The following is a 12,233-nucleotide window of genomic DNA, read 5'->3' as shown; positions in this document are numbered from 1 at the left end:
AACAGTTCGACGCCGCGTTCACCTGCCTCCATGGTGACCACTACCTCGAGAGATCTGCGATCCTGACCGCGTGCGAGCGTATTCGGGTCACGGCTCGCAGCGCGGACGGGAATCCCGTCGTCGGCGGCACGGCAGCGGCAATCATGCACGGAAGTCGCTGGTACGACGAGGATTTCGTTGTTCAGCTCATTCGACACCGGTCCGGATCGGGCAGACGGGGCCGGGGCAGCCACAGTCATCGAACCGATCTCGAGCCCTCCGACGTCACCACGATCGATGACATCGCGGTCACGTCACCGGTCCGTACTGCGTTCGACCTGGGCCGAATCCCACCCGACTGGCGCGCGCTCGGCCATCTCGACGACCTTGCCCGGGCCACCGGGTTCTCACTGGACGAGCTCGCCCGCCTACGCCGACGGCCGGGATGGCCGGCGCGGCATCCGTCAACTACGGGGACTGATCCCGCTGATCGACGGCAAGGCGGAGTCGCCGCCCGAGAGCTGGGTCCGCCTGGTCATCATCCGGGCCGACCTCCCCACTCCCGAAACCCAGATAGAGGTGGCGGACGAGAACGAGCACGTCTTTGCACGCTTGGACCTCGGCTACGGGGTACCCAAGATCGGCATCGAGTTCGACGGTGTGGACTTTCACTCATCCCCGGAACAGCGTGCCCACGATGCCGCACGGGATGCCAGACTCCGGGAACTCGGGTGGATCATCATCAGGGTCGATGCCGAACGCCTACGGACCAGGCCCTGGAGCGTCGTCAACGAGATCGAGACAGCACTCCGATCGCGCGGGGCCTACTTCTGACGGCTGGGGTGCACAATCGACGGGAATTCGTGCACGATCGACGGGAAACTGCGCACGATCGGCGGGTGGAGACTCGCCTACGACCGGCCGAAATATCCGTTGATCGTCCGGAACGCATCCGGGATGCCTGCCGTCACCACCTGCATGTGGTTGACACCGGGATACGGGATGAGTGTCACATCCGTTCCGGCCGAACGCATCTGCGATGTCAGGGCGAGACTGAGCGGAAACGGGACGGTGGTGTCGGACACGCCGTGCTCGATCCGCACAGGAGTGCGATAACCACCGGGTGGCACCGCGAGATAGTCGGCGAGCGCAGCGGTGAACGTCGGATCGGTGAACGGCTTGGCCACCAGAGTGCCGGGCGGGACACCGACGAGAGCCTTGCCGAGTTCACCCACACACATGTGCTGCGCCCGTCCGAGCCACGTCCGTCCCGCCTGCGTCAGATATCCCGTGACGTGCAGATCGGGCCGTGCGTGGTCGAGTCCGGACAAGATGTAGAGGATCAGTCCGCTGAAGGCGTTGAACCTGCCGAGGTCACCGACCCCCGGCGCCATCAGTGGTACGACGCCTTCGATGTTCGACGCCGGCGCAAAGGCGACGGTGCCGAGCAACGGCAGATCCGGCGCGTACCGCGGTGCCAGCTGTGCGGCCCAGAGCGCCGAGTGTCCACCCTGCGAATGGCCGCTTGACACCCACCTTCGCGACACCGACGGGTCCACTGCCCGGGAGGCGCGGATCATGTCGATCACCGAGTACCCCTCGGCGCGGCCGCCGAGGGGTACTCCGCGACTCCCCCGCTACCCACACCGGGATAGTCGGTGGCGGTCACCGCATAACCCGACCGGAGAGCTTTGCTGATCGTCGGCTCCAGCGTGTCGCGCCGCGCCCCCGACGACACGCTGGGCGAGCAGTTGTCGGAGATGCCGCTGGTGCCGTGCGCCCAGGAGAAGACGGGCCAACCCCCGGCAGGCGGGCGCCCGCCGGGTAGATACAGGGCGCCCGTGCTGCTGACCGGCTTCCCATGCTGATCGCGTGTGACGTACAACAGCCGATGTCCGCGTGCCGCACCGCTCGGCAACTGCCCCGACGACAGCGCGGAATCCTGGAGCACCGAACCGATCCGCGCACCCGGAGCCGGCGCGGCCGACGCTGTTCCGACGATCATCGTCGCGACGATCGAGACCACCATGACCGCCGCCGCCAGCGTCCGACCGGCTCTCTTGTGTGCTCGCACGACTGGGACATTACCCATCCGATCACGATCGAAGTACCCAATCGGACTGCGAGGTCAGCGCATCTCCCCTAGCGTGAAGCCGTGATCCTTCGACGATCGATCATGACCACAATCATCGCCGGTGCCGTCGGTCTCGCCGGCGCGATGGGTTCTGCGCCGGTGGCGGTCGGGGCTCCGCAGGTCGGCCCGGACGTCTCCAGCCATCAGCATCCGGGTGGCGCATCCATCAACTGGTTCGCGGTTCGCGCGTCTGGTCAGCAGCTGGCGATGGTGAAGGCGACCGAATCCACCTGGTACGTCAATCCGTATTTCGTCCAGGACAGCCTGGCGATGCGGGCCGCCGGCCTGGTCCGGGGGACATATCACTATGCCGACCCGACCCGTTCCGCGGCTCAGCAGGCGGCGTTCTACGCAACGGTCGTGCTCGGCCAGAACGGCATCCTCGACCTCCCGCCGGTACTCGATCTCGAACATTCCGGGGGTCTCGGTCCTCGTGCGCTCGCTGCCTGGGTCAGGGAGTTCTTCGCGGTCCTCGAACCCCTGACCGGCCGAAAGACGATCCTCTACACGTACCCGCGATTCTGGAACACCGCCATGGGCGCCACCCGCGAGTTCGGCGACCACCCGCTCTGGATCGCGTCGTACAACGGACGCGGCGCACCGGAGATGCCGCGGGGTGGCTGGCGGACATGGAGGTTCTGGCAGTTCACCGACTCCGGGAGGCTGCCGGGCGTGCCGACCCGGGTCGACCTCAACCGGTACAACGGCTCCATCGCGTCATTGCGCGCGTACGGCAACGCGATCAACGTCTTCGGGAGCTGACCCGATCAGTCGACGGGCGACCTGCCGGGGCGCTACTCGGTGACAACTCGTGCACCGGGCACCGGACCGTTGGCGGTCCGCACAGCCCGTGCAACCCCGGCACCCGACAGTTCGGCGGCGACGTCGACCGCCGAGGCCTCATCGGCGCAGAGGAACACGCACGTCGGCCCGGACCCTGAGACGATCCCGTTGAGTGCGCCGGCATCGACGCCCGCTCGCAGGGTACGACGCAGGGCCGGTTGCAGACTCAGCGCCGCGGGCTGAAGATCGTTGCGCAGCAACGGCGCGACCACGCTCGGATCGCCGGAGGTCAGCGCCGCCATCAACGCATCCGGACGCTCGGCGACGATGTCGGAATCAGACCGGCTCTCCCGCAACCGATCCAGCTCCCGATAGACGGCAGGCGTCGACAACCCCGACTTCGACATCGCCAGCACCCAATGGAACTGACCGCGTGCCAGGATCGGCATCAGTTGCTCGCCGCGACCGGTACCGAGCGCCGTGCCGCCGTGCAGGGCGAAGGGTACGTCGCTGCCCAACCCGGCCGCGATCTCCGACAATTCCGGACGCTCGAGTTCGAGACCCCACAGCTTGTCGGCGCCGACCAGTGCGCCCGCCGCGTCGGCGCTGCCGCCGGCCATCCCACCTGCGACCGGGATCCGCTTCGTCACGTCGATGGCGACCTTCGGGGTGCGTCCGGCCCGCCGCGCCACCTCCGTGACCGCCAACGCGGCGAGGTTGGTGCCGTCGGCCGGTACGTCGGTGGCGCCTTCGCCGGTGGTGGCGACACGGAGTTCGGTGGCCGGACTCAGCCGCACGTCGTCGTAGAGCGACAGCGCCTGGAAGACGGTGACGAGATCGTGGTAACCGTCATCGCGGAGCGGACCCACGCCGAGGTACAGATTCACCTTGGCCGGTACACGCACGGTGACCGCGTCGGACACCACCGACAACGAGGCTCGAGACACAGGTAACGAGCCTAATGGACGCGCGGGCAGTCGGGTGGACGCGACTCGTGATGCTGTCGGCGAGATCGGCGTTGCTGTCGGCGAGATTCCGGTTGCTGTCGGCGAGATTCCGGTTGCTGTCGGCAGGATCGGGGTTGCTGTCGGCGGGATTCCGGTTGCTGTCGGCGGGATCGGGGGGTCTGGCTGGGTCGCCAGGTCAGTCGATCGACGCGAGTCGGACGAAGTCGTCCACATCGAGCCGTTCGCCACGCAGACCGGGGTCGATCCCGGCCGCACGCAACCGCCGCTCGGCCTCGGGAGCGCTGCCCGCCCAGGTCGCCAGCGCCGATCGCAAGGTCTTGCGGCGCTGCGCGAAGGCGGCATCGATGACCGCGAACACCTTCAGGCGGATCGCCGCATCGTCGGCGTAGGTGTCGGTGCGCTCGACGCGTACCAGGCCGGACTCGACCTTCGGTTCCGGCCAGAACACATTGCGCCCGACCGCGCCGGCGCGGGCCACCGTGCCGTAGTAGCGCGCTTTGACGCTCGGTACCCCATACACCCGACTGCCGGGGCCGGCCGCGAGACGATCCGCCACCTCGGCCTGAACCATCACCAAAGCCGTTGCGATACTGGGAAATTCGGCGAGCAGGTGGAGCAGCACGGGCACCGCGACGTTGTAGGGCAGATTCGCGACGAGCGCCGTCGGGGCGACCGGCAGGTCGTCGCGCGTCACCGACATCGCGTCTGCGGTGATCACCCCGAAGGATTCCGCCTGGGCGGGCGCGTACTCCTCGATGGTGGAGGGAAGCCGACCGGCCAGCGTCGGGTCGATCTCCACCGCGATCACACGGCCTGCGGTCCCCAGCAGCGCCAGGGTCAGCGAGCCCAGACCGGGACCGACCTCCAAGACGATGTCGTCGGCGCCGACGCCCGATTCGGCGACGATCCGGCGCACCGTGTTCGCGTCGTGGACGAAGTTCTGGCCCAGGGTCTTGGTGGGCCGGATGCCGAGTTCGGCGGCGAGCCGACGGATCTGCGCAGGCCCGAGCAGCCGCGGCGCGTCGTCGGTCAGTTCAGGCCCAGCTTCGAGGAGCAGGACGGCCAGGCGCCCCATCCCTGCGCGGCCTGGGTCTTGGACGCGACGGCGATCTGCTCTTCACGCGTCGCGAGATCGGCGCGAGGAGCGTACTCGAGGCCGCCCCACCGCTCCCAGGTGTTCTGGTCGAACTGCACACCACCGTAGAAACCGTTGCCACTGTTGATCGCCCAGTTGCCGGTGGCCTCACACTGCGCGAGCTGATCCCACACGGAGCCGACCGGCACGTCGGGCGCACCCTCCTTGGTCCCGATCTTGACGGTGGCCGCGAGGGGCGCGGTGAGAACCTCGGCGTCGACCTTGTCGCGCTTGACCACCTTGCCGTTGACCATGGTGAGCTTGTAGGTGACCTTCTGCTCGCCCGGCTTGCCCTGCTTCAGGACCACCTTCTTGTCGCGGACCAGCGTCGGGTCTTCCTTCTTGACCTCCGGCGGCGCGACATGCTCGGTCACGGTGGAATCCATGGTGCGGATACGGGTGACCTTGATCTTCATGTTCGGGGTGACCGGGGTGTCGGCGGCCGGGACCACCTTGTCGTCGCCGGCGAGCGGCTTACCGGTCTCGGCGAGCAGGTCACCGACGGTCTTCGCAGCGACGACGGGCTTGTAGCTGACCGAGCCGTCGGTGAGGCTGACCCGCTTGGGCATGGTGACGTCGATGACCCCACCGTCGACGGGCAGAGCGCCCGCCCGCGGGAAATTGGTGTCGTTGGAACCGCCGGCCAACCCCTGATCGGCGAGCAACTGCGGAACGCTGGAGGCCGTCGTCTGGATCTCCTTGCGCGCACCGTCGACATCGAGGGTGACGGTCTTCTTCCGGTTGAATGTGATGGTCTGCCCATCGCTGACCCCGGAGCCGAGGGCGGGGACCACATGATCGCCGGATGCCGGGTCGAAGCCCTGCGAACGCAGCACCGAGTCCACCGACATCGACATCGTCGAGACGTTCTTGACCTGCCCGTCGACATTGATCTTCACGTCTTTGTGCATGGCGATCCCCATGACACCACCGGCGGTGAGGGTCGCCAGCACTGCGCCGACGGCGACCCGGGCACGGGTGGACTGTGAATGATTGATGCGCGCGAGAACAGACAAGATGAACATCCTGGTTGGGGACAAAATCGTCCTCGCTGCACCAGCGACTCAAACCCCCGGACCCCCTGGCCCACCCGTTCGAAATCGCTGCCCATGGCAGCGGGATCACAATACGATAACGAACAGGCGCTATTACCGCAAAGGCAGTCCATACACTCGGCGCGCGTTCGCACCGAGGATCCCGGCCATCGCCGCGTCGTCGACGCCGCGCACCCGCGCAAGCGCGCGCGCCGTGTACGGCAGGCAATACGACTGATTTGGCTGGCCACGGTAGGGATGCGGCGTCAGGAAGGGTGCATCCGTCTCGACGAGGATCTGATCGTCGGGCACGATCTCGGCCGCGGCGCGCAATTCCTCGGCATTCGCAAAACTCACCGTGCCCGCGAAGCTGAGTATGAAGCCACGCTCGACACATTCGCGTGCAACATTTAGGTCACCGGAGAAGCAGTGCATGATCACGGACTCGGGAGCGCCCTCGGCGGCCAGGATGTCGAGCAGATCGCGGTCGGCCTCACGGTTGTGGATCATCAGCGGCTTGCCGATCCGCTTGGCCAGATCGATGTGCCATCCGAACGCCTCCGCCTGTTCCGCCGGAGTCGCGCACGATTCGGACTTGCCGGGCCAGTAGTAGTCCAGGCCGGTCTCCCCCACCGCGACGACCCTCGGGTCGGCGACCATCTGTTCGAGCTCGGCCTTCGCATCGTCGTCGAGCTCGGCGGCATGTGTCGGGTGCAGCGCCACCGCGGCGAACGCCCGGTGATCCCATTGCGCCGCATCCATCGCCCACCGGGCATCGACCATGTCATCGGCCACGGTCACCACCTGCTGCACACCGACGCTCTCGGCGTGGTCGAGGATCGCTCGGACGGCATCGGGGTCTCGCCCACCGCAGGCCGCGAGATGTGTGTGGGCGTCGACGAGACCCGGCAACGGCGCGGGGTCGGGCGGCGGCTCACGCCTGCGCCGCTTGCGCGCCGCCTTGTTGCTCTCGGTCTCGGCCGATCCCCGACCTTCCGGATTGCCGTCGGAAACCGTCCCGGTGTCGCCGGTCGCTGGCGTCTGACTCACAGCACCACTGTGCCAGCGATGACCGTGGTGGTCGCACCCCCCACCCAGATGTCGGTCCCGTCGTCGGTGACGTGCACACGTCCGGAGCGGCCGAGCGCGGTCCCCTGGGCAGCGACGTAGGACGCCGGGGCGAGACCGTCGCGCCGGAGCCAGACGGCGATCCCGGCGTTGAGGCTGCCGGTCACGGGATCCTCGGCGATCCCGAAGCCGGGCGCGAAGGCACGGACCTCGAAGTCCACTTCTGGTTCGCCGGGCAGCCCGTCGGGGTAGGGCCCGACCAGGCCGACCTCGTGCGTCCCGAGGGCTACCATGTCCGGCTCCACCTCGACGACCCGCTGCCCTGAGGTCAGCATCAGCGCCATCCAGTCGGGACCGTTGGCGACCCATTGCGCGTCGACGACGTCGGAGGGCTCGAGTCGGAGCGCCGCGATCACGTCGGCGACCAGGTCGGCGTCCACCGGTCCGGACCGACTCAGTGGCGGCGCCGCGAAGGCGAGGCGGGTGCGCTCCGCACCCGCATCGTCGGGACCGATCTGCTCCCGACGGATCGGGACCAGGCCGATCCCGCACTCCTGGATGATCCGGTCGCCCGCCGGGCTCCCACCCGATTCCAGCCAGGCGTGTGCCGAGCCCAGTGTCGGATGTCCGGCGAACGGCAGCTCGCCGGCCGGCGTGAAGATCCGGAGCCGGTAGTCGGCGTCGGAACTCTCCGGCGGCAACAAGAAGGTGGTCTCCGACAAATTGGTCCACCGCGCGAAGGCGGCCATCTGCTCGTCGGTCAGACCATCGGAGTCCACGACGACGGCAACCGGGTTACCTGCGACGGGGATCGACGAGAACACATCCACTTGGGCGAATCGACGGGTCATGCATCCATCTTGGCGGCGAGAGCCGCAGGGGCCAACCGAGTTTTGGCCGGGCCCGACCGCGCACACGTCGACGACCGACACACGAACCTCTCGCATGGCGCGCCAGCCACCGCTCGGACAGGTAGCGTTCCAACCGTGTTGGGATTGCCAGATGCCATGACGGTCGCGCTGTTCGACCTCGACGGAGTGTTGACGTCCACTGCCGTCCTGCACCGCAATGCCTGGAAACAGGCGTTCGACGCGTTCCTGTCCGAGCGGGATCCCGACGGTTTCGACGAATTCACCGAGCAGGACTATCTCGACTACGTCGACGGTCGCCGCCGTGAGGACGGTGTGCGGGCCTTCCTGCATTCCCGGCAGATCGACGACGTCCCCGCCGAGACCCTCGCCGCGATCGGTGAGGGCAAGAACGAACTCTTCACCGCGACGCTGGAGCGCGACGGTGTCGATCCCTACCCTGGCTCGGTGCGCTACCTGAAAGCGGCGCGGCAGGCAGGGTTACGCATTGCCGTCGTCACGTCATCGAAGAATGGAGCAGCCGTGCTGGATGCCGCAGGCCTCAGCGAATACGTGGAGGTGCGGGTTGACGGACTCGAAACCGCGTCACGGGGTTTGCCCGGCAAGCCGGCGCCCGATTCGTTCCTGCTGGGCGCCGAGCTGATGGGAGTCACACCCGCCGGGGCCGTCGTCTTCGAGGACGCGATCTCGGGAGTGGAGGCGGCGGTGGCCGGGAAGTTCGGCTACGTGGTCGCCATCGACCGGGTCGGTGGCGGACAGGCCGATGCGATGCGGGCGGCCGGCGCCGACGTCGTCGTCAACGATCTCGACGAATTGCTCCCCGCATGAACCCGGGCGCGATGGAACACGGTTTCGACGTCCACCCGTGGCAGCTGCGCTGGCGGGGCATCGACGTCGACGTCCTCGGCCGCACCGAGACGCTGTTCGCGTTGTCGAACGGGCACATCGGTCTGCGCGGGTCGTTCGAGGAGGGCGAACCCGTCGACCATCCCGGCACCTATCTGAACGGCTTCTACGAGCTGCGTGGTCTGCCCTACGCCGAAAGTGGTTACGGCTACCCGGAATCCGGGCAGACCGTGGTGAACGTGACCGACGGCAAGATCATCCGCCTGCTCGTCGAGGACGAGCCGATGGATCTGCGCTACGGCCGCACCGAGGAGCATGAGCGCATCCTCGATTTCCGCACCGGCACCCTCCGGCGGAACACCCTGTGGACCTCCCCTACCGGCCGCACCGTCCGGATCCGCTCGGAGCGGCTGGTGTCGTTCACCAAGCGCACCATCGCCGCCATCCACTACGAGGTGGAACCGATCGGCGAGGACATGAAGCTCGTGCTGCAGTCGGATCTGCTCGCCAACGAACCCGTCCCCGCACCGGGCAACGATCCGCGTCTGGCGGCCGCACTCGACCAGCCACTCGTCTCCGACCTCTCCGCCTGCCGCAACTACTGGGGCATGCTCGTCCATCACACCAAGCGGTCGGGCCTGCACGTGGCCGCCGGGATGGACCACGAGATCGACTTCCCCGACAAGGCCGACGCTTTCATCCGTGCCGACTCCGACCTCGCGCGGCTGACCGTCGCCGCGAACGTGCCGCAGGGCACCAAGCTGTCGCTGACCAAGTTCATGGGCTACGGCTGGTCGGCTCGGCGGTCGGTCCCCGCCCTGCGTGCTCAGGTCGACGCCGCGCTCGCGATGGCGATGGAAACCGGTTGGGACGCACTGAAGGCCGATCAGATCAACTATCTCGAGGACTTCTGGCGCGACGCCGATGTGGAGCTCGACGGCGATCCCGAACTGCAGCAGGCCGTGCGGTTCGCACTGTTCCACGTGTTGCAGGCGGGTGCGCGCGGACAGTCCCGCGCGATCCCCGCCAAGGGCCTCACCGGTCCCGGCTACGACGGCCACACCTTCTGGGACACCGAGAGTTTCATCCTGCCGATGCTCACCTACACGGTGCCGGCCGCGGCCGGCGAAGAGCTCCGATGGCGCCACGCCACGATGGACAAGGCCAAGAGCCGGGCCGCCGAGCTCGGGCAGCGCGGTGCGATGTTCCCCTGGCGCTCCATCAATGGCGACGAGTGTTCGGGATACTGGCCGGCCGGCACCGCAGGCGTGCACGTCAGCGCCGACATCGCCAACGCCACCGCCCGTTACCTACGTGCCACCAACGACGAACAGTTCGAGGCCGAGTGTGGCGTCGAACTGCTGGTGGAGACCGCCCGGCTGTTCGCGGGCCTCGGTCACCATGACGTCAATGGGAAGTTCCGCATCGACGGCGTGACCGGCCCGGATGAGTACACCGCGGTGGTGAACAACAATGTGTTCACCAATCTTGCTGCGCAGCAGAATCTTCGGGACGCGGTGGCCGCCGTGCACCGGAGGCCCGACGTGGCACGGGAACTCGGGGTGACCGTCGCCGAGGCCGCCCACTGGGAATCCTGTGCCGACGACATGTCGATCCCGTTCGACAAAGATCTCGGGGTGCACCAGCAATGCGAGTCCTTCACGCTCCTCGGTGCGTGGGACTTCGAGTCGTCGGTGGGTAAATACCCACTGCTGCTGAACTATCCGTACTACGACCTGTATCGCAAACAGGTGGTGAAACAGGCCGATCTCGTGTTCGCCATGTACAACTTCGGATCGTCGTTCACCCCGGAGCAGAAGATCCGCAACTTCGACTACTACTACCCGCTGACGGTTCGCGACTCGTCGCTGTCGGCCTGCTGTGAAGCGGTGGTCGCCGCCGAGGTCGGCTACCTCGATCTGTCCTACGACCTGATGTGTGAGTCGGTGTTCACCGACCTGCACGATCTGCACAGCAACGTCTCGAGCGGGCTGCACATCGCCGCGCTGGCCGGGGCCTGGACGGACTGCGTCGCCGGGTTCGGTGGAATGCGCGATTTCGGCGGCAAGATCACGTTTGCGCCGCGGCTGCCCAACCGGCTCACCTACCTCTCGTTCCGGATGACCGTGCGCGAATCGAAGATCGTGGTGGCCATCGATCGCGAGACCGCGACCTATCGCCTGTTGTCCGGTCCGCCGATCGATCTCGCCCACCACGGGGAGAAGTTCACCCTCGACTCGGCCCCGGTCAGCAAGCCGATCCTGGAACTCGACAAGCGTGAGGCACCCAAGGCGCCACCGGGATGCGAGCCCTACCGCCGCGTGGAGTGACCGGGCGCCCGGCTCGCCCCGCGCCGGCGTGACGCAATCACCCCATCTGTGGGTTCTCACCTTCGCGTGGGCGAAGGTGAGAACCCACAGATGGGGTGGTTGCCACGGCGTCCGATTGGGCGGAGCCAGACTCAGCGCCCGAACGTCCAATACCCATGGACGACTTCACCAGGTTCCACCACGCCGTCAACAGGCAAGAACTCATCGTCGCCGGGTACACCGACGCCGACCTGCGTGCAGCGACTCGGACCGGCCAACTCGAGACCCTCGCACCCGGGGTCTTCGTGCCCGCGGGCACTCTCGACGGCACGGCGGAACACCGCCACCGGGAGCTCGCGCGGGCCTGGATCCGCCGAGCTCCGGCGACCGGACGTGCACTGGCCGGGGTCTCGGCAGTCGCCGCGTGGGGACTGCCCGTCTGGGGTCTCGACACGGATCGGGTCGTTGTCGCAGATCGCCGACGCACGCCGGGAACACGCACGACGTCGGTCATGAAGTTGGTCACCGACCGACGCCCACCGGCAATCGAGACTGTCGACGGCGTTCCGGTGATCACAGCGGCCCGAGCCGTGGTCGACGTTGCGCGGACGGCGCCCCGCATCCCTGCCATCGCGGTCGGCGACGCGGCCCTGCATGCCGGTCTCTGCACGGCTGACGATCTTGCTGACGAACTCGATCTGATCGGCCGGATGAGCGGTGCCTCACGCGCCCGCCGTGTCGTGCCGGAGATGAACGGGCTCGCGGAATCGGTGTTGGAGTCCCGCAGTCGGATCGAGTTGGTCGACGGCGGGTTGCCGATGCCTGCACTGCAGGTGGACCTATACGACAGCCGGGGCGAGTGGGTGGCACGGGTCGACTTCTACTGGGAAGCGCAGCGAACTGTCGGCGAATGCGACGGCAAGTGCAAATACGAGGGACCAGACGGACAGTCATTGATGCTCTACGAGAAGGGGCGGACCGACGCGCTGGTGGAACTCGGTAATCGCGTCGTCCACTGGGGATGGCACGACGTCGACCGCCCGGCGTCGCTGATCGCGCGCCTCGACCGCACCTTTCGGCGACCAGCCGCGTAGGACCACCTCAACTG

12 protein-coding genes are annotated in these 12,233 nt (G+C 67.4%); 5 read left to right on the top strand and 7 right to left on the bottom strand.

Annotation, left to right across the window (positions count from 1 at the left end; translation table 11 throughout):
- The first annotated feature begins 366 nt into the window (after positions 1–366).
- A complete protein-coding gene (locus OVA31_RS17905) occupies positions 367–813 on the top strand; it encodes an endonuclease domain-containing protein (RefSeq protein WP_267627958.1) in 447 nt (148 codons plus the stop codon).
- A 77-nt stretch (positions 814–890) separates the two neighbouring features.
- Here the strand turns inward: OVA31_RS17905 and OVA31_RS17900 are convergent, their stop codons facing one another.
- Together OVA31_RS17900 and OVA31_RS17895 are read right to left on the bottom strand one after the other, a co-directional pair.
- Complete coding sequence (locus OVA31_RS17900; protein ID WP_267631590.1) at positions 891–1,559, bottom strand: lipase family protein; 669 nt, start codon at positions 1,557–1,559, stop codon at positions 891–893.
- 5 nt (positions 1,560–1,564) lie between these two features.
- Positions 1,565–2,053 carry a hypothetical protein gene (locus OVA31_RS17895; RefSeq protein WP_267627957.1) on the bottom strand — a complete coding sequence of 163 codons (489 nt, stop codon included), beginning with the start codon at positions 2,051–2,053 and terminating at the stop codon, positions 1,565–1,567.
- Positions 2,054–2,155: 102 nt separating this feature from the next.
- Between OVA31_RS17895 and OVA31_RS17890 the strand changes: the two genes are divergently transcribed.
- Complete coding sequence (locus OVA31_RS17890; RefSeq protein ID WP_267627956.1) at positions 2,156–2,875, top strand: glycoside hydrolase family 25 protein; 720 nt, start codon at positions 2,156–2,158, stop codon at positions 2,873–2,875.
- A gap of 32 nt (positions 2,876–2,907) precedes the next feature.
- On the opposite strand, the gene OVA31_RS17885 is transcribed toward OVA31_RS17890, so the two are convergent.
- The 5 genes from OVA31_RS17885 to OVA31_RS17865 form a co-directional block, all read right to left on the bottom strand.
- Positions 2,908–3,843 carry a 4-(cytidine 5'-diphospho)-2-C-methyl-D-erythritol kinase gene (locus OVA31_RS17885; protein WP_267627955.1) on the bottom strand — a complete coding sequence of 312 codons (936 nt, stop codon included), beginning with the start codon at positions 3,841–3,843 and terminating at the stop codon, positions 2,908–2,910.
- Positions 3,844–4,039: 196 nt separating this feature from the next.
- Positions 4,040–4,939, bottom strand: a complete 900-nt coding sequence (rsmA, locus tag OVA31_RS17880) for a 16S rRNA (adenine(1518)-N(6)/adenine(1519)-N(6))-dimethyltransferase RsmA (protein WP_420714068.1) — start codon at positions 4,937–4,939, stop codon at positions 4,040–4,042.
- Positions 4,894–6,024: a resuscitation-promoting factor gene (locus OVA31_RS17875; protein WP_267627954.1), complete on the bottom strand. Its 1,131-nt coding sequence runs from the start codon at positions 6,022–6,024 to the stop codon at positions 4,894–4,896. The genes rsmA and OVA31_RS17875 overlap by 46 nt, the downstream gene beginning before the upstream one ends.
- 123 nt (positions 6,025–6,147) lie before the next feature.
- A complete protein-coding gene (locus OVA31_RS17870) occupies positions 6,148–7,083 on the bottom strand; it encodes a TatD family hydrolase (protein WP_267627953.1) in 936 nt (311 codons plus the stop codon).
- Positions 7,080–7,952: a PhzF family phenazine biosynthesis protein gene (locus tag OVA31_RS17865; protein ID WP_267627952.1), complete on the bottom strand. Its 873-nt coding sequence runs from the start codon at positions 7,950–7,952 to the stop codon at positions 7,080–7,082. Before OVA31_RS17865 ends, OVA31_RS17870 begins: the two co-directional genes overlap by 4 nt.
- A 135-nt stretch (positions 7,953–8,087) precedes the next feature.
- On the opposite strand from OVA31_RS17865, the gene OVA31_RS17860 reads away from it, so the two are divergent.
- The 3 genes from OVA31_RS17860 to OVA31_RS17850 all read left to right on the top strand — a co-directional run bounded on the left by OVA31_RS17860 (position 8,088) and on the right by OVA31_RS17850 (position 12,219).
- Positions 8,088–8,798, top strand: coding sequence for an HAD family hydrolase (locus tag OVA31_RS17860; RefSeq protein WP_267627951.1), 711 nt, complete (start codon positions 8,088–8,090; stop codon positions 8,796–8,798).
- Entirely contained in the window at positions 8,795–11,146 is a 2,352-nt protein-coding gene (locus OVA31_RS17855) for a glycoside hydrolase family 65 protein (RefSeq protein ID WP_267627950.1), read from the top strand. Before OVA31_RS17860 ends, OVA31_RS17855 begins: the two co-directional genes overlap by 4 nt.
- 155 nt (positions 11,147–11,301) lie before the next feature.
- Entirely contained in the window at positions 11,302–12,219 is a 918-nt protein-coding gene (locus OVA31_RS17850) for a hypothetical protein (RefSeq protein ID WP_267627949.1), read from the top strand.
- Positions 12,220–12,233: the final 14 nt, after the last annotated feature.

It is taken from the genome of Gordonia sp. SL306, assembly GCF_026625785.1.
In the GTDB taxonomy this organism is placed as follows: domain Bacteria; phylum Actinomycetota; class Actinomycetes; order Mycobacteriales; family Mycobacteriaceae; genus Gordonia.
This window is presented reverse-complemented; position numbering and strand designations above follow the sequence as displayed.

What these genes read in the sequence shown, in the direction of transcription:
- OVA31_RS17875 (WP_267627954.1), bottom strand. Translation starts at nt 6,024, where the DNA reads ATGTTCATCTTGTCTGTTCTCGCGCGCATCAATCATTCACAGTCCACC.
- OVA31_RS17855 (WP_267627950.1), top strand. Translation starts at nt 8,795, where the DNA reads ATGAACCCGGGCGCGATGGAACACGGTTTCGACGTCCACCCGTGGCAG.
- rsmA (WP_420714068.1), bottom strand. Translation starts at nt 4,939, where the DNA reads ATGGGGCGCCTGGCCGTCCTGCTCCTCGAAGCTGGGCCTGAACTGACC.
- OVA31_RS17865 (WP_267627952.1), bottom strand. Translation starts at nt 7,952, where the DNA reads ATGACCCGTCGATTCGCCCAAGTGGATGTGTTCTCGTCGATCCCCGTC.
- OVA31_RS17890 (WP_267627956.1), top strand. Translation starts at nt 2,156, where the DNA reads ATGACCACAATCATCGCCGGTGCCGTCGGTCTCGCCGGCGCGATGGGT.
- OVA31_RS17900 (WP_267631590.1), bottom strand. Translation starts at nt 1,559, where the DNA reads ATGATCCGCGCCTCCCGGGCAGTGGACCCGTCGGTGTCGCGAAGGTGG.
- OVA31_RS17850 (WP_267627949.1), top strand. Translation starts at nt 11,302, where the DNA reads ATGGACGACTTCACCAGGTTCCACCACGCCGTCAACAGGCAAGAACTC.